This is a genomic window from Sphingobium sp. 15-1 (assembly GCF_013375535.1).
Classification (GTDB): Bacteria; Pseudomonadota; Alphaproteobacteria; order Sphingomonadales; family Sphingomonadaceae; genus Sphingobium; species Sphingobium aromaticivastans.
In genome coordinates this window covers 2,149,017-2,170,190 of record NZ_JABXJG010000001.1, presented here as the reverse complement: position 1 = coordinate 2,170,190, position 21,174 = coordinate 2,149,017, and the positions used below count along the sequence as shown (strand labels likewise).

Below are 21,174 nucleotides of genomic sequence, written 5' to 3'. Positions count from 1 at the left end.
CCGTTTTTCCGCCCGGCGGGCCTAAAACTTCCGATCCCGCCGCCGTTCTGAGGCCTGATGGCGTGAACTGCGGGTGATCCAGCCTGATATTAGCAAGAGCCGTGCCAATTTGCGTGGGTGACGCATCGGCAGGGCAGAAATCGCGGAAATCCGGGGGTTCGCATGGGCGTGGCGGCAAGGGCGGCAGAAATTTGCCGGTCGGTGGCAGGGCTTTGCCGCATGGCCGGACGGGCGATTTGGGGACGGTGATATGGTCGGAATCTTGGCGCATTTGTTCGATCCCCTGACCTTGCTGGCGATGGTGGCGGGTATCGGCATCGTGGCGCTGTTCCAGAATGGCGGACGGGCGCTGGGCCGCGCCTTCGCGGCGTTGCAGCCTTTGTGGAGCGCCGATCCGGCCAAGGATCGCGACGCGGCGCGGGCGGCGTTGCTGAAGATCGATCAGGTGGCGCAACTGCGCGGCCTGGCCTGCACCGACCGGGTGAAGACCGCCAATCCCTTTCTGACCCAGGCGGCGCGCAAGCTCGCCAATTGCGAGAAGACCGAGCAGTTCGAACTATGGGCGGCGCAGGCCCTGGTCGACCGCGCGCAGCGGCATGCGAGCGCCCGGAACGTCTGGCTTTCCATAGCCGACGCGGCGCCCGCTCTGGGCATGGCGGGGACGATCATCGGGCTGGTCGGCATGTTCGCGGGCATGGACGATCCGGCCACGCTGGGGCCGTCCATGGCGCTGGCCCTGCTCACCACCTTTTATGGCGTCGTGATCGCCAATATCGTGGCCGCCCCCATCGCGGCGCGGCTGGCCGATCTGTCGGAGCGTGAACTGGCCTGGCAGAAGGAAGCGGCGGACCGCATGGCGGCGATTGCCCGGCGGGAAAATGTGCCGATGCGCCGCGCCTCGATCCGCGAGGTCGCATGAGCATCCTGACATCCTCCGGCGTCCGGCGCAGCCGCTGGGCGCTCAGCTTTGCCGATCTGCTGCTGCTGCTGCTGGGCTTCTTCGTGATGCTGCAGGCCAGCGGACAGCGCCGGGACGCGATGCTGGCGCAGGTGCGACAGCAATTTGGCGGCCGGACGATTGCCAAGGCCACGGAAATGCGGGCGGCCGAACTGTTCTTGCCCGGCGAGGCGCTGCTGACCGAGGAAGGCCGGAAGCGACTGAAGGCTGTGTCGGATCGCTATGCTCTGAGCCGGGAGCGGCTGGAGGTGAGCAGCCGCGGGACGGACGGTGCGCGTCAGCGTTTCGACGGCTGGGACTTGTCGGCGGCGCGTCTGGGCGCGGTGGCGCGGGCGCTGAAGGCGGATGGGATAGGCGGCGACCGGCTGGTGTTGCGAGGGCTGGACCAATTGGATGGCGATAGCGGCAAAGGGCAAGTGATCCTGATAGCGCAGGGGCGTTAGGGCGAAAGTTTCCCCTACACCTACTCCGTCATGCTGAACTTGTTTCAGCATCCATCGTGCCCCAAGAGCCTCGGCGCGTGGGGAGAAATGGATGCTGAAACAAGTTCAGCATGACGATGTTGTTTTTGGGCGTGCCTCACGCCTCCATCTCCAGCCCCCCACACACGTGGCACGAATATTGCGTAGCTCATGGTTAACCCTGTCCGCATCATCGGAGAGACACCGTGACGAATTTGCCCAAGATCCTCCTTCTGGCGCTGTCCATATCGGCATCCGATCCTGCGCTGGCGCAGCAGAAGTTCGAGAATCTGGACCGTATCGACAGTCTGGTCGCCATGACCGTCGGCGCCAATATGGGCGAACCGGGCGGCCCGATCGCGCCGGTGGACCGGCGGTTGCGGCTGGCCGCCTGCCCTACGACGCCCAGCGTCGACGGGCCGGTCTTTGGCGCGGCCATCGTCAAATGCGATGCACTGGGCTGGCGGATTCGCGTGCCTTTGGGCTCGGGGGGCGCCGCGGCGGCTTCCGGGCCGGTTCCGCGCTACGCGCCTGCTGTACGCCCCATCGCCAGGGAAGCCGTCGTGAAGAAGGGCGACCCCGTCCAATTGATGGCGGGCAATGCCAGTTTCAGCGTCTCGCGCATGATGGTTGCGGACGAGGACGGCGCCGTGGGTCAGACGATCCGCGTGCGCGAGGACAAGAAGGCCGCGCCGATTCTGGCGCAGGTCGTGGACATGGGAATAGTTCGTGTTCCGGGATTTAATAATTTTTGAACCCGGCCGTATATAGACTGTGCGGGACGAATGAAGGATTGAAACGATGATCAAGTCTGTCGGCCAGAATATCAGCGCCGCCATAGAGGCGAATCGCCTGAAGGAAGGCGGCAAGACGACGCGCAGCGCGGCGACCGGTTCGACCGCCAGCGCGTCCGCATCCGCCGGTTCGGCCAGCCCCGCTGCCCGCATGGCGGCGGAAGGCGCGCCGGTCGACATGGATCGCGTCGCGGCCATCAAGGCCGCCATCGCATCGGGCAATTATCCGGTCGATCCGGCGGCCATTGCCGACCGCATGCTGGCGCTCGATCTGCCGACGGCCGGCTGAACCCATGCCTCTCGGTCTTGCAGCGCTGGACGAACTGAGCGCGGCTTTCGAAGAGCTGCGCGCCGCGCTGGACGGCGTGGACCCGGCGGTGATCGAATCGGCAAGCCGGCGGATCGCCAAAGCGGCGTCCGCCGTGCGCGCTATCGGCGTGTGGCGATCGGATGAAGCGGTGAAGGAGCGGTTGAAGGCGCTGCAACCGCTGATGGAATCGGCGCGGATTCGCACCAACCTGCTCGCGGACCATGCGAATCAGCGGCTCGCCATCTTGGCGGCGCAGGGCGCGGAAACGGCGCCTTTGGTTTACGGCCGCTAAAAGCCTGATCCCTCAAATTATATGGGCGCCCCTAGTGGCGCCCTTTTTGCGTTCTATTGGAAATCCTAGGCGATACCGTGCTCCTGCGAAGGCAGGAGCCCAGTGCCGCCGCTGCTTATTGCACAGCCGTTTGGACTGGACTCCTGCCTTCGCAGGAGCACGTCGCGCCCTGATGCGATCCAGACTGCCACCCTCAAAAAAGCAAATTATGAGCGCGCGTTAACCAAATCTTGGCACGTCGCTTGCTCTAATGACCCCCGGTACCAACGGGGATTGATCGAACCAGTGTCGGCATTCGCAGACATCAGAGCAACGGGCGCTTCGGCGGGCGATCGCGTGACCAACGCGATCGCCATGGCCAGCCGTCGGACGGGCGTGGACTTCGCCTATCTGCTGGGGCAGGCCAAGATCGAGAGCAGCCTGAACCCGACCGCCCGCGCGACGACCTCCTCCGCGACCGGGCTGTACCAGTTTGTCGACCAGAGCTGGCTGGCGGTCATCGACCAGCATGGCAGCGAATATGGCCTGGGCTGGGCCGCCGACGCGATCAGCCGGGGCAGCAACGGCCGCTATTATGTGTCCGACCCCGATCTTCGTCAGCAGATACTCGACCTGCGCAAGCATCCCGAAACCGCCTCCGTCATGGCGGCCGAGCATGCCGCCGACAACAAGGCCACTCTGGAACAGCGCCTTGGCCGCGAAGCCGAGCCGGTGGACCTCTATATGGCCCATTTTCTGGGCGTCGGTGGGGCGAGCAAATTCCTGTCGATGAACGACCGCGCGCCCGATGCCACGGCGGCGTCGATGTTCCCGGCCGCTGCCCGCGCCAACCGGTCCATCTTCTACGACAGGCAGGGCAACGCCCGCAGCTTTGCCGAAATCCGCGACCGCTTTGCCGCGAAGCTCCAGAAGGGCTTCGATTCGGTCGGCGGCGGCGACATTCAATATGCAGACGCGTCTTTGCCCTCCGGCGCGAAGACCGTGCAGCCCGCCGACTATGTGCGGATCGAAACCCAGCGCCTTGCGACCGCCGCCGACGTCACCGTCCGGCCGGAACCGCAGACGGCGCGCCTCGCCTATCTCATGCTCGCCACCCTCGGAAGGTAACGGCCGACAATGACTCCTGCCCAAGTCAAAGCGAAGATCTGGATGAGCGCCGCCAAGGGGGCGGTGCTGCCCTTTGCAACGCTGATGGTCGTGCTGTTCATGATGGTGCCGGTGCCCGCGGTCATGCTGGATATTGGGTTCATCACCAACATCATGATCTCGCTGGCCGTGCTGATGGTGGCGCTGAACGCCGCGAAACCGCTCGACTTCTCCAGCTTCCCGACGGTGCTGCTGTTCGCGACCCTGCTGCGGCTGGCGCTGAACGTGGCGTCCACCCGCGTGGTGCTGGTGAACGGGCATGAAGGGACGGATTCGGCAGGCCATGTCATCGAGGCGTTCGGCCACTTCCTGATCGGCGGCGATTATGTCGTCGGCATCTTCGTCTTCGCGATCCTGATGATCATCAATCTGGTGGTCATCACCAAGGGCGCGGGCCGCGTGTCGGAAGTGTCGGCGCGCTTCACCCTGGACGCCTTGCCCGGCAAGCAGATGGCGATCGACGCCGACATGAATGCCGGACTGCTGACCCCGGAAGAGGCCAAGGTCCGCCGCCGCGAAGTCGCGACGGAAGCCGACTTCTACGGCTCCATGGACGGTGCGTCGAAATTCGTGAAGGGCGACGCGGTCGCGGGCATATTGATCCTGGCCATCAACATCGTCGGCGGCATCATATTGGGCGTGGTCAGCCATAAGCTGAGCATTGGCGAGGCCGCGCAGACCTATATCATCCTGGCCATCGGCGATGCGCTGGTGGCCCAGATTCCGGCGCTGCTGCTTTCCATCGCCGCCGCCGCCATCGTCACCCGCGTCGGCAGCGAGGAAGATCTGTCGAACCAGATCACCAGCCAGTTCGGTTCGGGCAAGGCATGGATGCCGGTCGCGGCGATCCTGACTTTCCTGGGCGTGCTGCCGGGCATGCCGCACATGATCATCCTGCCCGCCGCTGCGGTCGCGGGCGGAATCGCCTGGCATCTGCGCAAGTCGAGCCAGCGCAAGGCCGCCGAGCCTGAACCCGCAGCGCCGCCGCCCAACCCGGCGCTCATCGAATGGAACGACGTGTCCGACGGCGCGGTGCTGGGGCTGGAGATCGGCTATGGCCTGATCGGCCTGGTGGACGAACGCAAGGGCGCGCCGCTGATGGCCCGCATCACCGGCATTCGTCGCCAGTTGTCCAAGGAACTGGGCTTTGTCGTGCCGATGGTCCGCGTGAAGGACAATCTGGCGCTGGAGCCGAACCAATATCGCATCACCATCGCCGGCGTCGTTGTGGGCGAGGACGAGATTTTCCCCGACGATCTGCTGGCGCTCGACAGCGGCGCGCTGGAGGGCACGGTGTCCGGCCGCGAGGCGAAAGACCCGACCTTCGGCCTGGATGCCGTCTGGATTTCGCCCGCCAAGCGCAGCGAAGCGGTGGTCGCGGGCTATACGGTGGTCGATCCGCCGACGGTCGTCGCCACCCATCTCAACCAGCTTATCGCGATGAACGCGAGCGAGATGTTCGGCCTGGACGAAGCGCGCAAGCTGCTCGACAACCTCAAGGACGCCGCGCCGCAACTGGTCGATGGCCTGACGCCCGGCCTGCTGAACCTGACGCAGATCAGCGCGCTCTGCCGCGCCCTGCTGGCGGAGGGCATCCCGCTCAAGGACTTCCGCCGCATCTGCGAGGCGATGGTCGATGCGGCTCGTCCGGACATGAACCTCGACCAGTTGGTCGAAGCGGTGCGCCAGCGGATCGGTTCGCTGATCATCCAGGGGCTGGTGCCGGTGAAGATGCCGCTGCCGGTGATCACGCTGGACGGCGATCTGGAAGCGTTGCTGGCGCAGGCCATGCGCGTTGCGGGCGATGCCCGTCACCCGATCGAGCCCGCGCTCGCCAACCGCATCATCGAGGCGGTGGTGACCGCCGCTCGTCCTCTGCTGGGTCAGGCGCGCAACTTCGCCATCGTCACTTCGCCGGTGGCGCGGCGGGCGCTGGCGCGGCTGTTCAAGCCGCATCTGCCGGAAACGCCGGTGCTGTCCTTCCTGGAAATTCCCGATGGCAAGGGCGTGGAAGTCGTCGCGGTGGTCGGCGGCGAGCAGCGGCCCGCGCCGCGCCACGACCCCCTGCCTGCTCGCGAACGCGTTGCCTGAGGAGCCTGACCAATGTTCATGAATAGGGTCGCCGCCGGTTCCGATACCAACACCTATGGCCGGTCCGCCCATGCCAATTCGCCCGAACGGCTGGCGCGGCAATATATGCCGCTGGTGCGCAAGACCGCTTGGCATGTCCATGGCCGGGTATCGAGCGCGATCGAGATCGAGGATCTGCTCCAGATCGGCATGGTCGCGCTGGTGGAGGCGGCCAATGGGTTCGAAGATCGGGGCCTGGGCTTCGCCTCCTATGCGCAGATGCGCGTGCGCGGGGCGATGATCGACCATCTGCGCCGCCATGCGACCATGACTCGTTCCGCCATGGCCCAGCGCAAGCAATTGGGGGCCATCCGCAACCGGCTGGAACAGAAGCTCGGCCGGGCGCCGCTGGAAGCGGAAATGTCCGTGGAGATGGGGCTGGACGCCTCCGCCTATCGTGAGGTGGCGGATAGTTGCGAGATGGTGCAGCATACCAGCATGGACGAGGTCTATTCCGACCAGTCCATGTGGTTTGCCGATGTCGAGGACCGCGCCGACGATGTGATGGAACGGGAGTCGCTTAAAGCCGCGCTCGCCAAGTGCATCGGGGAATTGCCGCAGCGGGAGGCGTTGGTGCTTCAGCTCTATTTTGTCGAGGAACTGAATCTCGACGAAATCGGCGCCACGCTGGACATCGGCGCGGCGCGGGTGTGTCAGATCAAGAAGGCGGCGCTCGACAAGCTGCGCGAGAAATTGCGGGATTGGGATTGAATCCCTTTGCTTTCCTTTAGGCGTGCCGTGCTCCTGCGAAGGCAGGAGTCCAGTTCAGGCGTTGCGTAAATGAATGGCGGCGGAACTGGGTTCCTGCCTTCGCAGGAACACGATGTTCTGCCGCCTAACTATCATTGTTCTGCGGCTCAACTATCATTCGCGGCGTTGGAAAAGTCCTTGATCGGCGCATTGTCGAGTTGAAGCTGCCGATAGCGCGTCTTCTGATAATTCTGCATCCGCCACCAGGGCTCCGCCACTTGGAACAGCCCGCTTTTCGCGACATGGCTGCCCCAATCCTTGCGCGCCGTGAAGGCCGCGAAGAAGGGCGCCAACACCAATCCCGCCGCCACCGGCATGATCCAGCCGAGCGAGGTGCCGGACTTGACCGCCAGCAGAGTCAGCCCCGCGCCCAGCAAGATATGCCATTTGAACAGCCAGATGGCGGGCAGTATCGCCATGCCGTCGCGGTCGCGGGTCTGGCCATTCCAACTGCTCTTGCGGCCCATCAATATGCCGAACAGGTTGATGGTCTGCGTCAGCATGCTGACCGGCGCCATCAGGATCGATAGCGCAATGTCGGCCAGCACGCCCCGCACCATGCGCACGCCGCCGCCGAAACCGATGCGTCGCGCCGGATCGGCCAGCGCCCAGAGCAGCGCCAGCAGCTTCGGCCCGAACAGCAGCACGGCGGTCAGCGCCAGCAGGCTGCCCGAGGGTAGGATCGCGCTGGGCGGCCAGACGCCCGCCGCCGCGCCGCCCAGCACAACCAGCATCAGCGCCAGCCACAGCGGCGAGGTGCAATAGGCCGACGCGCCGACGAAAAGCTGGAACTTGCTGACCGGGTGCATGCCCTTGATCTTCGACAACAGCGGCACATGCTGGATATTGCCCTGGCACCAGCGCCGGTCGCGGGTGGCGAGATCAGGCAGGGAGGGCGGAAATTCCTCGAAACTGTCGTCGGCCATGACGATATGCACGTCCCAGCCGCGACGGCGCAGCAGCGCGGCCTCGACCATGTCATGGCTCATGATATGCCCGCCAAAGGGCGCGCGGCCGGGCAGTTCGGGCAGGCCGCAGCTTTGCGCGAAGGCCTTGGTCCGCAGGATGGCGTTATGGCCCCAGAACATGCCCTCCGACCCCGCCCACCAGATCATCCCGGCGGCGGAGATCGGCCCAAAGAGCCGGCTGGCGAACTGCTGCCAGCGGGCGAAGAAGGTCGTGGCGCCGACGATCGACGGCACCGTCTGGATCAGCCCGACATGGGGGTGCCGCTCCATGTCGGAGGCGAGGCGCGCCATGGTCTGGCCGCTCATCACGCTGTCGGCATCCAGCACGATCATAGTGTCGTAAGCGCCGCCGAAGCGTTCGACCCATTCCGCGATATTGCCGGGCTTGCGGCCGATATTGAGGGCGCGGCGGCGGTAATGGACCGGGCGGGAGAAGCCCTTGCGCATTTTCAGATAGGCGGTGCGCTCAATCTCGCCATTGTCGGCGTTGGAATCGCTCAGGATGAAGAATTCGAAGCGTTCCCCGCCCATCACTTGCGCCAAGGAGCGCTCCATGATCGACAGGCGGCCCAGCACGCCCTGGAAATCCTCGTTGCAGACCGGCAGCAGCACGGCGGTCCGTCCGCGCAGAGGCGGCGCGGTGCGCGCGCGATAGGGGCGGACGCCCTGGACCCTGCCCATGGTCAGCAGCAGAAAACCGATCAGGCTGGTCGCGAAACCGAAGGCGATCCAGGCGAAAAGCGGGATGAACAGGGCGAGATAGACCCCCTCCCAGGTCGAAATGCCGTCCAGACCGATGGACCGCCGCATCTCATGCGCCGCCATGGAGGCGGGGAGCAAGGCGAGCAGCACGACCAGCGTCCGCCTGGCCCAGAGGTCGATGTTGAAGGGACGATGGGGCAGGTCGCGGGGGGCCGCGGCGAAATCCTGCGCGAGCATGGCCAGCCGCCTTTCCGGCGGCAGATGCTCGAACGCCCGGCTGGGCGTCGATCCGCTCGCTTTATCGCTATGCACGCCGCCCGTCGCCTTCATGCCTGACCCATTTTGGATTCGAACCCGTCACCAGAACCGCCTCATCGCCGGCTGGTTCCCTTTTTGCCCGCTCTCAGGCGCCCAGCGGGTAATGCACATATTCGCTGAACGGGCGATTGCCAGCCCTGAGTTGGGCGCGGATGTCGGTCGGCTTGCCCCGGTCCCGACGAATATCCAGGACCATCCGGAACATGTCCTTCTGGTGAAGCACCGGATAGCCCGCCTTTTTGACCAGCGTGCCGCCCGCCAGGTCGACCCAGATGTCGGGAGTCGCCTTTGCCGGGACGCCAGCGAAATCCACGAGGAAGCGGTCGACCCCGGCTTCTCCCGATTGTCCGATCCAGATATTCTCGACTATGGCCAGACCGGTCGAGGCGGGCGCCCGCGCCGCCGACCAGTCGAGCCGATAGCTTGCTTCGATCCGGCTCCCTGCGCGGGTCGGGGCGGTTGGCGTCCAATAAGTGGCGACATTGTCGGTATATTCGCTGTCGGTCGGGAAGGCGTAGAGCCGGACCTGCCCCGCGCCCAGCGGCTTGCGGCTGGTCGCCCACAGGGAAGGCCGCCGTTCGTAGAAGACGCCATCATCCTGATAATGATCGAAATCGCGGTCGCGCTGGAGCAGGCCGAAGCCCTTGGGATTGCGCTCCGCAAAGACGTCGACGCGGGGGGCGGAGGGGTTGACCAGCGGGCGGCAATGGGCGGTGCCGTCGGCGCTGGCGATGGAGAGCATGTCGCTGTCATGGATTTCCGGCCGCCAGTCGGTGCGCTTGGCCCGGTCGGCCTGATCGTACCAGAACATGCTGGTCATCGGCATCAGCCCCAGTTCGGTGATCGCCTTGCGCGCGAACAGCACGGCGTCGACATCCTGCCGCACGCCCTGCGGCGTCAGCTCGTTGGCGAAGCGGAAGGCGCCGGTCAGCGAGGCGCTGTCCATCAGCGCATAGACGGTGACGCTGCTGCGCCCGGTGCGCTCCAGCCAGAAATGGGTGAAGCGGGGAAATTCCTCCTTGCCCGCGATGCTGGTGTTGATCGCGACGGCGCGGGCCGACAGGCCGAACTGCTTTTCGGCGGGCGCCCGGAAATAGGTCGCGCCCAGGAAGGACAGCCAGTCGCCGTCCCGCGCTTCGTTCATGATGCGGAAGCCGGAAAAGCCCGCATCGGGGCCCAGATTGCGCACCGCATTGCCCGGCGGGGCGTCGAACATGTCGGGATCGTAGCGGAGCGGCGTCGCCCGGCCCCTGTCCACCAGCGCGATCTCGACCGGCTGCTGCACCGTGCCGCTCAGCGGGAATAGACGGATGCCGGTGTCGCCGCCCAGATCGTTCCAGATCGTCCGCTCGTCGCGGAAGCGGGCCTGGTTGAAGGCGTCATAGCCGATCTTGTCCGCGCCAGGGAAAAAGGGCGTCACGGCAAAGGGCGCGCGGGTCAGCCGCTGCGCCCGCCCGATCACCATCTCCCAGGAAAAGGCATCGCCGCGGGGTTGGGCGAAAAGGGCGCGGGGAACCAGCAAGGCTGCGCCGGAGGCGGCGATCATTGCGCGGCGGTCCATCTTGGTCATGAAAGCCTTGGTCATGGTGGGCATCATGGGTGCGACAACCGCCAATGCAAGTGTTTCGATCCCGCATTGACTGGAAAATGGCCGATCGACAAATGCGATGAAGCCTCCGCCCGGGGGGACGGAGGCTTCGTTGAGCTGGTCGTTTCATCGAAGTCTTTGCCCCCGGCACGGTGGGGACTGATAATGTGCCGGGGGCGGCATGACCGGCCGGGGTGACCAAGACCCCAGCCGATCAATCTTGTATCGCAGCTTAGCTGATCAGCTTCAGCACGCCCTGCTGGCTCTGATTGGCCTGGGCCAGCATCGCGGTCGAAGCCTGGCTCAGAATCTGCTGCTTGGCGAGCGCGGTCGTTTCGGCCGAGAAGTCGGCGTCTTCGATGCGGCTGCGGGCGTCGGTCAGGTTGGTGACGTTGGCCGTCAGGTTGTTGACGGTCGATTCGAGGCGGTTCTGCGCCGCGCCGAGATCGGCGCGCTTGGTCGCCACGGTCGCCAGCGCCGTGTCATAGGCGGTGAGGTCGGCCGCTGCGAAGGCGGGGGCGGCCACGGTGCCGCTCAGCGCGCCGCCGGCCGCGGTGGCGACGGCGGACAGGTCGAGCTGACCCAGGGCGATGGAAACCGTGTCGGTGCCGCCGGCGCCGGCCTGGATGTCGATCGTGGCCGGGGCGGCCGCGGAGAACAGCTTCTTGCCGTTGAATTCGGTCTTGCTCAGCACCGAGTCGATCTGCTTGCCGAGCTGGTCGATTTCATTCTTGATGTTGCCCTGCGACTTGGTGTCGTTGGTGCCGTTCAGACCCTGGACCGTCAGTTCACGCATACGCTGCAGCATGTTGCTGACTTCGCCCAGCGCGCCTTCCGCCGTCTGGGCGAGCGAGATGCCGTCATTGGCGTTGCGGATGCCCTGAGTCATGCCGCGGATCTGCGAGGTCATGGTCGAGGCGATGGCGAGGCCGGCGGCGTCGTCCTTCGCGCTGTTGATGCGCTTGCCGGTCGACAGGCGTTCCATCGCGGTGCCCAGAGCCTTGTTGGCCATGGCCGAAGCGTTCTGAGCGCGCAGCGCCGAGGAGTTGGTTCCGATAACAGTCATGATAATCCCTTTCCGTTCACTATCAGGTCGCTGCCATCAGGCTGCTTGCGGCCTCGAAAGGGGATAACGGCGCGGCGAAAAAAGCTTTTAGAGCTGGCGTGATTTTTTCTGACATTTTTCCGGAAAGCCCGGAAATGCGCGGGTAAATCGACCTTCGCGGGCGCGTCCTACGGCGGCGGAACGAGAAAAGTTCCGGCAAGGCGGAAAAAAATTGCCGTTATGCGGCAAGGGGTTTGCCGCATTAACCATATGCTAACCACAGTCCGGCAGTTTCAAACCATCGAAGGGGTCGGGGGAGTGCGGGGGCACAATCCTGCCAAATCATGGGGACAAAGTTCATGTCATCGCTGGACGTGAGCCGAGGAGTTTGCGCGCTCGTTCCGGGCCTGCAGCACTGGCTGGAGAATGCGTTCTATTCCGTGCGCATCGTGGACGCGCAAAGCCCGCGTGAGCGCGAGGGCGCTGAACGGGATAATCGGCGCATCCTGCTGGCGACCGAGATCGGCCATGCGACCCATCGCGACATTTTGATCAACCTGGTCGACGGCGCGCCTTCGCTGGTGCCCGCAGCCAACGGCCTGCCCGCCCGCGTGGCGTTCGGCCTGGAGGATATGGGCTTCGCCTTCGCGCTGATCGCGGAGCTGGCCCGCCCCGTCGCCGTGCCGGCGGTGGGAGACAATGCCAGCACCCGCCTGATGACGCTGGCCGGGCGCGTGGCGCGCAGCGACGCCACCGTGCTGATCCAGGGCGACACCGGCACCGGCAAGGAAGGCATGGCGCGCTTCCTCCACGCCCAGTCCGGCCGCGTGACTCGCGACTTCATCGCCGTCAATTGCGCGGCGCTGCCCGAAACCATGATGGAAGCCATGCTCTTTGGCCACAAGAAGGGCAGCTTCACCGGCGCGGCCAATGCGTCGGAGGGCCTGTTCCTGGCGGCGGACGGCGGCACGCTGTTCCTCGACGAGATTGCGGAGCTGCCGCTTGCCCTTCAGGCGAAGCTGCTGCGCGCCCTTCAGGAAGGCGAAGTGCTGCCCGTCGGCGCGACTCATCCGGTTCCGGTCAATGTCCGCATCATCGCGGCCTGCAACCGCAACCTCGCCGCCGAAGTCGCCGCCGGGCGGTTCCGCGAGGATCTTTACTGGCGCCTCAACGTCATGCCGCTGGAGCTGCGCCCGCTGGCCGAGCGGCCGGGCGACGTGACCGCGATCGCCGCCGCCATGCTGTTGCGGCATCAGGATATGGCGAAGGACGCCTTCGTCTGGCCGACCGTCGCCGCGCTCGAAAAGCTGACCGCCCATATCTGGCCGGGCAATGCGCGCGAGTTGGGCAATGTGCTCCAGCGCGCGGTGGTGCTGCGTGACGGCGATCGAATCGACGCCGACGATCTGCACATCACCGGCGCGCCGCAATTGCGGGTGGTGCAGGCCAAGGTTCTGGAAACCGCCGAACCGATCCGCCTGCGCGACGTCGCGCATAACAGCAAGCTGGAGGCTGTCCGCGCCGCGTTGCGCGAGACTGACGGCCACCGTGCCGCCGCCGCGGCCAAACTGGGCATTTCCGAACGTACGCTGCGCTATCGGCTTGCCGAGATGCGCGAGCTGGCCGCTTGAGGGGAGATTAGGGCATGACCGGCATTTCCCCCACCGACAGCGTGATGGCGATCCGCAACGCCATCCTTCAGAAAAACGCCGCGCTGCGCGATGTCGCCCAGACCGGCAACACTGGCGGTCCTGCAGCGGTCGGCACCAACGGCGCCACCGCCCCGGGCGGCTTTACCGACGCGCTGAAATCAGCGCTGGAGCAGGTCAACGGCTTGCAAAATCAAGCGGGTGAAGCAGCCGCCTCGTTCGAACGGGGGGAAACCACCGATATTGCCGGGGTCATGCTGGCCAAGCAGCAGGCCTCCGTCAGCTTCGAAGCCACCCTTCAGGTCCGCAACAAATTGCTGTCCGCTTACAAGGACATCATGAGCATGCCGGTGTAATATGAGCGAGAACGCACTCACCCCCTCCGTCGGCGGCGCTGCCGCTCTCCCGGCCACCAGCCCCGCCTCTTTTGGCGGCGCGAAGGGCGTCGATGCGCTGAAGGCGCGCTTCACCGGCTTCATGAAGCAGCCGGCGGTGGCGAAGAGCCTGCCGCTGCTGGGCCTGTTGGGCGTCGTCGCGACCGCGGGCGCGGCCTGGCTGGCGCTGCGCGAACCGCCGCAGCGCGACCTGTTCCGCGCTCTGCCCGATGCCGACAAGTCGGCGGTGGCGAGCGTGCTGGATCAGAATGGCATCCGCTACGACTTCGACAATTCGGGCAGCATGACCGTTGGCGAGGATGATTATTTCAAGGCGAAGATGATGCTCGCCGCGCAGGGCCTGCCCAAGAGCGCGCCCGACGGCAACAGCATGATCGACAGCCTGCCCATGGGCGCCAGCCGCGCCGTCGAGGGCGAAAAGCTGCGGTCTGCCCGCGAAATGGACCTGGCCCGCACCATCGAGGCGATCGACAGCGTCGAGAGCGCCAAGGTCCACCTCGCGGTCGAGCCGCCCAGCGTCTTCCTGCGCGAACGGTCCAAGCCATCCGCTTCGGTGATGCTGCGTCTCGCCTCGGGCCGTCAGCTCACCGACGCGCAGGTCAGCGCCATCGTGCATCTGGTCGCTTCCTCGATCCCTGAACTCAATCCGGAGGACATCTCGGTCGTCGACCAGAATGGCCGCCTGATCAGCAATAATGACAGCAACGCCGCTGACGACCGCCAGTTGGCCGTTCAGACCCGGATGGAGGATCGCTATCGCCAGTCGGTGATCGCGCTGCTGACGCCGATCCTGGGCGCGGGCAAATTCTCGACCGAAGTTCATACCGAACTGAACTTTGCGGAGCGTCAGGCGACCCGCGAAACCTATCCGCAGGATGAAGCCCGCCTGCGCACGGAGCAGGGCACCTGGGCCTCCGACCCGCGCGGACAAGGCGCCGGTAGCGAGGCGAGCGGCATCCCCGGCGCGCTCAGCAACCAGGCGCCGGTCAATCCGACCGTGACCCAGACCAATCCCAACGGTCAGGCCGTCGCTCAAGGCACGCAGAGCGCGCAGACCGCCGCCCAGCCGGGCACGCCGCCCAATCCGCTGATGAAGACCGAAGAAACCTTCAACCGCAGCTTCGAACTGGGCCGGGAGGTTTCGGTGACGAAGGACGCCATCGGCACGGTCAAGCGCCTGTCGGTCGCGGTCGCGTTGGACAACGGCCCGGACGGCAAGCCGCGTTCGGCGCAGGAGATCGCCGCTCTCGAAGCGCTGGTGAAGGGCGCGGTCGGCTTCGACCAGGCACGCGGCGACGTGGTGGCGCTGTCCTCGCGCAGCTTCGCCAAGGAAGAAGTGGTTCAGGCGCCCTGGTATGAAGCCGAATGGGTGTCGCCACTGGTGCGCAATGTCTCGGCCCTGCTGGTCGCGCTGCTGGTGATCTTCGGTATCGGCCGCCCGCTGCTGAAGCGCCGCGCCGCTGCACAGGCGGCTGCTGCCGAACAGGTCGCCGCTGAGGGCCAGAAGATCGGCCGCGAAATCTCTACCGAGATCACGCGTCAGGTGACGGTGAACCCCGATGGTTCGACGCCCATCACGCTCGACATGATCTCCTCCACTTACGACTATGCCCAGCGCGCCGACCTGATCCGCAATTTCGTGAAGCAGGACCCTGATCGCGCCGCGCTGGTCGTCCGCGACCTTCTGAAGGAAGGGAAGAAGGAAAATGCCTGACGCCGCCACCGCCACGGCGCTGAAGGGCAGCGCCGCCGCCGCCGTCCTGCTGATGCTGTTCGACGAGGATGAGGCCGCGCAGATCCTCTCCCGCCTGGAGCCGGACGAAGTGCGCCAGCTTGGCTATGCCATGTATGACGTGGCCGATGTGCAGGTCGAGGAAGTCAACGAAGCGCTCGACCATTTCGTCACCAAGGCGAAGAAGCGCACCACCATCGGTTACGGCGCGACCCGCCATATCCGTGGCGCGATGACCAAGGCGTTGGGCGAGGAGCGGGCCGAGAACATGCTGGCCCGCATCACCCCGCCGACCCGCTCCACCCAGCTTGAGATGCTGAAATGGATGGACGCCAAGGAGATCGCCGTGCTGATCGAGGCGGAGCATCCGCAGATCATGGCCATCGTCCTTGCCCATCTGGAGGCGCCGATCGCCGCCGACGTGCTGCAATTGCTGCCGACCGAATATCAGGAAGAGGTCGTCTACCGCATCGCCACGCTCGGCCCCGTATCGAACGAGGCGCTGGACGATCTGGAGCAGCTCCTGCTGCGCGGCAATATGGCCAAGAAGCAGGGCGGCGCCTCGCAGCGCGGCGGCACGATCGAGGCGGCGGCGATCATGAACAATGTCCGCAAGGAGAATGAACAGCGCATCATCAAGGCGCTGGCCAAGCGGGACAAGATGGTCGCCCAGACGATCGAGGAGGAAATGTTCGTCTTCGACAACCTGATCGACATGGACGACAAGAATATGGGCACGCTGATGCGCACCGTCGACAGCGCCGTGCTGGTCGTGGCGCTGAAGGGCGCGAACGAGATGCTGAAGGCGAAGATCTCCGGGTCCATGTCGGCCCGCGCTGCGCAGGCCATTGCCGACGAGATTGAGGAACGCGGCCCGATCCGCCTGGCCGAAGTGATCGACGCGCAGAAACTCATCATCGCCACCGCCCGCCGCATGGCCGATGCGGGCACCATCATGCTGGGCGGCAAGGGGAATGATTTTGTCTAAGCTTTGGGCCAATGCAGAGGTCGCCAGCATTCCGCTGGGCGGCATGGGACAGGTGACGAGCGGCGGTTTCCGCAGCCTGTTCGCGCCGGTGCATGCCGCGCCCGGCCAGCCGGTGCATGACAGCGTGCCGCAAAGCGAAGAGGACGTGCTGGAACAGGCCCGGATCGAAGCCTTCGCCATGGGCTTTGACGAAGGCAGCCGCGTGACGGCGGAAGCCAATGCGGCCGACGCCGAAGCGCGCCAACGCCTTGCCGAAGCGCTGGAATTGTTGGCCCCCGCGCCCAGCGGCATGTTGTCGACCATGCTGTCGGCCACTGTCGTGCGGCTGGTCGAGCAGATCGTGGGCGAGGTCGAGATCGACATCGAACGCTTGCTCCAGCGCTGCGACAGCGTCGCCGCCTTCATCGAGGATAATGATGAGAAAGGCGCGCTGCACCTGCATCCGGACGACATCGAACTGCTGGAAGGCGAGAATATCGGCGTGAAGCTGGTCGCGGACCACGGCATGCAGCGCGGCTGCGTCCGGTTGGAAACCGCTGACGGCTGGGTCGAGGACGGCCCCGACATACGCCTGTCGCGCCTGCGTGCGTTGCTTGACGATATGGAGGGTAAGGCATGATCAATGCCGCGCTCGCCCAGGCGGAGACGCTGTTCGACCATATGCAGGTGCAGAACCGCCAGCCGCGCCATGTCGGCCGGCTGGTCAGCCATGATGCGGGCATGCTGGAAGTCACCGGCTTCCGTCGCCCCATCGGCGCGGGAGCGCGGGTGATCGCATCGGACGGGACGATCTGTCGAGCCGAAGTCGTGGGCTTTCGCGGCGATAAGACCCTGCTGGTGCCGCTCGACAGCGATGCACCGCTGGAAAATGGGGCGCGGGTCGAGCCGGATTCTCAGGCGACCATGGTGCAGGTAGGCGAGGGGCTGATCGGCCGCGTCATCGATGCCATGGGCCAGCCGCTGGACCGCAAGGGGCCGATCATCGCGGGCGGTTCGTGGCCGCTCAACGGCGTGAAGGGCAATGTGCTCGACCGGGGCCGCGTCACCGAGCCCTTTGATCTCGGCGTCCGCGCCGTCAACGCCCTGCTCACTGCCGGGCGCGGCCAGCGCATCGCGATCATCGCGGGTTCGGGCGTCGGCAAGTCGGTCCTGATGGGCCAGATGATCCAGGGCGCCGAAGCCGACATCGTCGTCGCCGGCCTGATCGGGGAACGCGGCCGGGAGGTCAGCGATTTTCTTGAAACCAAGCTCAAGGGCGCGATGCACAAGAGCATCGTCGTTGCCGTCCCCGCCGATCATCCGCCGGTGCTGCGTCTGCGCGCCGCCGCCCGCGCCACCGCCATTGCCGAATATTTCCGCGCCCGCGGCAAGAAGGTGCTGCTGCTGATCGACAGCCTGACCCGCTGCGCCCATGCGCAGCGCGAGATCGGGCTGGCGCTGGGCGAGCCGCCTGCGATGAAGGGCTATCCGCCTTCCGCTCTGGCGCTGATCCCCCGGCTGGTGGAACGCGCTGGCGTCGATACCCGGACCGGCGGCTCGATCACCGCGCTCTATACCGTACTGGCCGACGGCGACGATACGGACGATCCGATCGTCGATGCGGCCCGCGCCATTGTCGACGGCCATTTCGTGCTGTCGCGCCATCTTTCCGAACAGTCGATCTTCCCCGCCATCGATGTCGGCAAGTCGCTGTCCCGCGTCATGGCCGATGTGGTGCCGGACGAGCATCGCCTCGCCGCCGCCGCCTATCGCCGCCTCTGGGCCGCCTATGAGGAAAATCGCGACCTCATCCTGATGGGCGCCTATCGCCCCGGCAATGATCCGGTGATCGACGAAGCCGTGCAGCGCCGTCAGGAAATCCTGGAATTCATCCGCCAGGATCAGAAGAGTTTCATCGATCTCGACACCAGCGCCAACGCCCTTATCGCTGAGTTCGGCGCGTGAAGGGAGAAGTCGCCCGCCGCCAGCGCGTGCTGCGCGTCCGCCATGTGCAGCATGCCATGGCCGTGGCCGAAACCGCGCGCGCGCGCGACGAGGCGGAAGGCATCGCCCGCAATGTCGATCGCCTGCGGACGGTGCGCGATGATCTTTTTACCGGGCAGGGCATCGCAACTGGCGCGAATTTTGCAGCGATGCAGGAACTGGCGGGCCGTCTGGAACAGGCGGGGCGTCAGTTGGACGGTGCGCTCTACGATGCGCGCCGCAAGGTGGAGGTCAAGGAAGGCCTTAGCCTCGCGGCCAATCGGGATCGCGAAATCGCCGTGAAGCTCAAGGATCGCGCCCGCGCGGACCTGGAGGAATGGCGGGAGAATAAACTCGCGGCCCTGCCGCGCTATCGCCGGATGCAGAGGACAGGAGATGTCTGACGTGAACATGTTGACCAGCCTCAAGGCTTTGCTCTTTTCGTCGGCCTCGGCGCAGGTGCCCGTTGCCGGCACGGGCGCTGTGCCGGCAGAGGGCGCGGCGGATTTCGCCAAGCTGCTGGACGGCACGATGGACGCCACGCCCGAGGGCAAGCAGGCGGCGGCCCCGGCTGTCATGGCCGATGCCATTGCAGTCGAAGGCTTGGAGATGGAAGGCGAGGGCATTGCGCCCGCCAAGGCCGATAGCACCGAGGCTGAAAAGGGGGAGGTCGAAACCGCCGCTCCCTTGCCCTTCGGCTTGGCGAACGCCCTGAAGGCCGTGCAGAGCCATCGCAAGGAGACGCTGTCGCTTCCGCCCGGTCTTGCCGGGAAAATCGAAGCGTCCGTCGAGACTAGCGATGGGATTCCTGCTCCTGTTGCGGATGGCGAGCCTGCCGAAGAGGTCGCGGCGGAAACGTCCGCGCCATTGCCCGTGGCTGTCGAGGATAGCGAAGTCGACGCGCCGCAACTATCCGTCACGAAGCCTCATGCGCAGCCCAAGGCGGCCCGTCCTGCCAAGGAAGCGAAGCTGGAAATGGCCGAGGCTTTGCCTGAAGCGCCTGCAACGGAACGGCCGGATGAGCCGGTGAAGGCCGATCGGGGCGACAAGGACGAACCGAAAGAACAGGCTGAAGCCGCGTCGCTTCCATTGTCCGTTGTCGCCGCCGTGCAGACGCCGGTGCCGCAAAGCGCTCTGACGCAGCCGCTGCCGACATCTGCGCCTGCTGTCATAGCCGCGCCTCCGTCGGAGACGGCAGCGGTGAAGCCGGATGGCGGCAAGAATCTGCCGGCAGAGGGGCAGATGCAGCCCCAAGCCGCCCAGCAGTCCATTCCCGCTCAGGCGACGGCCGAAAAGTTCCCCACGATGGATGGCCATGCGCAGTCCGCCAATGCCGCTCCGGTCCCATCGGCGTCTGTCGACCGCCCGAAATCGACTGTCGCGACATCGGCTCCCGACAACGCGCCCGTTCCGGTCGACTTGCCCGTCCCGGCAGCGCCCGCGGCCGAGAGCCGCCCGGTAAAATCCGAAGTCCTGAAATCCGAAGCCCTTGCCTTGCTTCAACTGGTGCGCGATCAGGTCGCTGCCCGCCAGCCCGGCACGCCGGTTCGGGCCGGGGAAGCGGTCGCGGCACGCGCCAAGACTGGCCGCGCAGGCACTCCCGTTGAGGTTGCGCCAGCCAGCACAGCGCAGCCGGTCCCGACCGACGTCGCGACCCAAACACCGTTTGCCCAGCCTGCCGCCGTTCCCTCGGTCCAGCCGACCGTCGCAGCGTCGCCGGTGGTGGACCTGTCCGCCAGCCTTGGCGCGCAGGTCGTCGACATGGGCGTTTCGGGGCAGTGGATCAACGGTCTCGCCCGCGATCTTGCTGGTCTTTCCGCCAATGGGGCGCAGGGCCGTTTCCAGATTAACGCCGACCAGCTCGGTCCGGTGCAGGTCGACATCCGCCAGGGCGCCGATGGCGCCGCGGTCAGTCTGACCGTCGCCAGCGAGGCTGCGGAGATGGCGCTGCGCCAGGACAGCGACCGGCTGCGCCTCGACGCCAGCCTGTCGGCCGTGCGTATATCGGAGGTCAGGATCGAGCGGGCGCCGCATGTCGTTGAAGCGGCGCGGACGGACAGTACGAGCCAGCAAAATTCCCAGCAGCAATCCTCCCAGACCGCCAATGGCTGGGCGAATAACGGCCAGAACATGGCGCAGTCCCAAGGACAGGCGCAGGGGCAGGGCCGCTGGCAACCCCGGGAAAATAACGCATTCGCCTCTAAAAATTCCGCCGATCCCGCCGTTCTTAACCATGACGAGACGCGCCGGGCGGGCAATGACGCCGTGCGTGCGCGTTATGCCTGAGATGCGGGATTTACGGGGGATTTTCCATGAGTGACGATGCGAAGCCGAAAAAGAAGAAGGGCGGGGGCATGAAGATGATCCTGCTCATCGTCATCGCCATGGTGGTGGGCGGCGCGGGTGCGGCCGGCGGTCTCTATGCCGCCGGTTTCTTCAGCCCGAAGGAAGAAGGGCCGAAGGAAGATCCCAACAAGCCGGTGCTCGTCCTGGCGGGCGAAAGCGCGGAGGACGTCGCCAAGGCGCATGGCTATGCCGGCGGGGGCGGCGGTGGTGAAGGCGGCGGCCATGAGGGCGGCGGCGGCGGTCATGTCGCGACCGGCGTCCATGTGCCCGCCAAGGGCATCGACCTGCCGACCCCGTCCAATCCGACGGCCTATCAGGCGACCTATTTCCAGTTGCAGACGCCCTTCACATCAAACATGTCCGACACGGACGCGTTCGCGCAGATTTCCATCGCCATTTCGACCTATTACGACATCCGCGTGGTGGAGGCGATCAAGGCCCATGAAATGGCGATTCGCAGCCAGGTTCTGATGATGCTGGCCGAACAGCCGGTGGAGGCGCTCTCCACGCCGGAGGGAAAAAGGGCGCTCCAGAGCAAGATCAAGGCCATTATTAACGACATTTTGAAGCAGAAGACGGGCTATGGCGGCGTCGATAACGTTTATTTTACCAATTTCGTTATTCAATAGGGTTGCCTGAA

General features: G+C 65.6%; 20 protein-coding genes. 17 read left to right on the top strand and 3 right to left on the bottom strand.

The window, feature by feature from the left end:
* The first annotated feature begins 250 nt into the window (after positions 1-250).
* The 8 genes from HUK72_RS10260 (at position 251) to HUK72_RS10225 (ending at position 6,802) form a co-directional block, all read left to right on the top strand.
* Entirely contained in the window at positions 251-919 is a 669-nt protein-coding gene (locus HUK72_RS10260) for a MotA/TolQ/ExbB proton channel family protein (RefSeq protein ID WP_176596700.1), read from the top strand.
* Positions 916-1,401: a flagellar motor protein MotB gene (locus HUK72_RS10255; RefSeq protein WP_176596699.1), complete on the top strand. Its 486-nt coding sequence runs from the start codon at positions 916-918 to the stop codon at positions 1,399-1,401. The genes HUK72_RS10260 and HUK72_RS10255 overlap by 4 nt, the downstream gene beginning before the upstream one ends.
* A gap of 224 nt (positions 1,402-1,625) precedes the next feature.
* Complete coding sequence (locus tag HUK72_RS10250) at positions 1,626-2,174, top strand: flagella basal body P-ring formation protein FlgA (RefSeq protein ID WP_176596698.1); 549 nt, start codon at positions 1,626-1,628, stop codon at positions 2,172-2,174.
* A 46-nt stretch (positions 2,175-2,220) separates the two neighbouring features.
* Positions 2,221-2,502, top strand: a complete 282-nt coding sequence (gene flgM, locus HUK72_RS10245; protein WP_176596697.1) for a flagellar biosynthesis anti-sigma factor FlgM — start codon at positions 2,221-2,223, stop codon at positions 2,500-2,502.
* 4 nt (positions 2,503-2,506) lie between these two features.
* Positions 2,507-2,815 carry a hypothetical protein gene (locus HUK72_RS10240; protein ID WP_176596696.1) on the top strand — a complete coding sequence of 103 codons (309 nt, stop codon included), beginning with the start codon at positions 2,507-2,509 and terminating at the stop codon, positions 2,813-2,815.
* 285 nt (positions 2,816-3,100) lie between these two features.
* Positions 3,101-3,922 (top strand): lytic transglycosylase domain-containing protein, encoded by an 822-nt coding sequence (locus HUK72_RS10235; RefSeq protein WP_176596695.1) that lies wholly within the window; start codon positions 3,101-3,103, stop codon positions 3,920-3,922.
* Positions 3,923-3,931: 9 nt separating this feature from the next.
* Positions 3,932-6,052 (top strand): flagellar biosynthesis protein FlhA, encoded by a 2,121-nt coding sequence (flhA, locus tag HUK72_RS10230; RefSeq protein ID WP_176596694.1) that lies wholly within the window; start codon positions 3,932-3,934, stop codon positions 6,050-6,052.
* A 12-nt stretch (positions 6,053-6,064) separates the two neighbouring features.
* Positions 6,065-6,802: a sigma-70 family RNA polymerase sigma factor gene (locus HUK72_RS10225; protein WP_176596693.1), complete on the top strand. Its 738-nt coding sequence runs from the start codon at positions 6,065-6,067 to the stop codon at positions 6,800-6,802.
* 146 nt (positions 6,803-6,948) lie between these two features.
* On the opposite strand, the gene mdoH is transcribed toward HUK72_RS10225, so the two are convergent.
* From mdoH to HUK72_RS10210, 3 genes are all read right to left on the bottom strand, one after another.
* A complete protein-coding gene (gene mdoH / locus HUK72_RS10220) occupies positions 6,949-8,841 on the bottom strand; it encodes a glucans biosynthesis glucosyltransferase MdoH (protein WP_176596692.1) in 1,893 nt (630 codons plus the stop codon).
* Positions 8,842-8,914: 73 nt separating this feature from the next.
* Positions 8,915-10,399: a glucan biosynthesis protein gene (locus HUK72_RS10215; RefSeq protein WP_176597816.1), complete on the bottom strand. Its 1,485-nt coding sequence runs from the start codon at positions 10,397-10,399 to the stop codon at positions 8,915-8,917.
* 250 nt (positions 10,400-10,649) lie between these two features.
* Entirely contained in the window at positions 10,650-11,483 is an 834-nt protein-coding gene (locus HUK72_RS10210) for a flagellin (protein ID WP_176596691.1), read from the bottom strand.
* Positions 11,484-11,821: 338 nt separating this feature from the next.
* Between HUK72_RS10210 and HUK72_RS10205 the strand changes: the two genes are divergently transcribed.
* Genes HUK72_RS10205 through fliL form a run of 9 tightly spaced genes read left to right on the top strand, consistent with a single transcriptional unit; the run spans position 11,822 to position 21,163 of the window.
* Positions 11,822-13,093 carry a sigma-54-dependent Fis family transcriptional regulator gene (locus tag HUK72_RS10205; RefSeq protein ID WP_176596690.1) on the top strand — a complete coding sequence of 424 codons (1,272 nt, stop codon included), beginning with the start codon at positions 11,822-11,824 and terminating at the stop codon, positions 13,091-13,093.
* A 14-nt stretch (positions 13,094-13,107) separates the two neighbouring features.
* Complete coding sequence (gene fliE / locus HUK72_RS10200; RefSeq protein ID WP_176596689.1) at positions 13,108-13,467, top strand: flagellar hook-basal body complex protein FliE; 360 nt, start codon at positions 13,108-13,110, stop codon at positions 13,465-13,467.
* 1 nt (position 13,468) lies between these two features.
* Positions 13,469-15,220: a flagellar basal-body MS-ring/collar protein FliF gene (gene fliF / locus HUK72_RS10195; RefSeq protein WP_176596688.1), complete on the top strand. Its 1,752-nt coding sequence runs from the start codon at positions 13,469-13,471 to the stop codon at positions 15,218-15,220.
* A complete protein-coding gene (gene fliG / locus HUK72_RS10190) occupies positions 15,213-16,226 on the top strand; it encodes a flagellar motor switch protein FliG (protein WP_176596687.1) in 1,014 nt (337 codons plus the stop codon). The genes fliF and fliG overlap by 8 nt, the downstream gene beginning before the upstream one ends.
* Positions 16,213-16,845, top strand: coding sequence for a FliH/SctL family protein (locus tag HUK72_RS10185; protein ID WP_176596686.1), 633 nt, complete (start codon positions 16,213-16,215; stop codon positions 16,843-16,845). Before fliG ends, HUK72_RS10185 begins: the two co-directional genes overlap by 14 nt.
* Positions 16,842-18,170 carry a FliI/YscN family ATPase gene (locus HUK72_RS10180; protein ID WP_176596685.1) on the top strand — a complete coding sequence of 443 codons (1,329 nt, stop codon included), beginning with the start codon at positions 16,842-16,844 and terminating at the stop codon, positions 18,168-18,170. The genes HUK72_RS10185 and HUK72_RS10180 overlap by 4 nt, the downstream gene beginning before the upstream one ends.
* Positions 18,167-18,592: a hypothetical protein gene (locus tag HUK72_RS10175; protein WP_066554703.1), complete on the top strand. Its 426-nt coding sequence runs from the start codon at positions 18,167-18,169 to the stop codon at positions 18,590-18,592. Before HUK72_RS10180 ends, HUK72_RS10175 begins: the two co-directional genes overlap by 4 nt.
* 7 nt (positions 18,593-18,599) lie before the next feature.
* Positions 18,600-20,474: a flagellar hook-length control protein FliK gene (locus tag HUK72_RS10170; protein WP_255325800.1), complete on the top strand. Its 1,875-nt coding sequence runs from the start codon at positions 18,600-18,602 to the stop codon at positions 20,472-20,474.
* Between the two features lie 26 nt (positions 20,475-20,500).
* Positions 20,501-21,163: a flagellar basal body-associated protein FliL gene (fliL, locus tag HUK72_RS10165; protein WP_176596683.1), complete on the top strand. Its 663-nt coding sequence runs from the start codon at positions 20,501-20,503 to the stop codon at positions 21,161-21,163.
* The last annotated feature ends 11 nt before the right edge of the window (positions 21,164-21,174 follow it).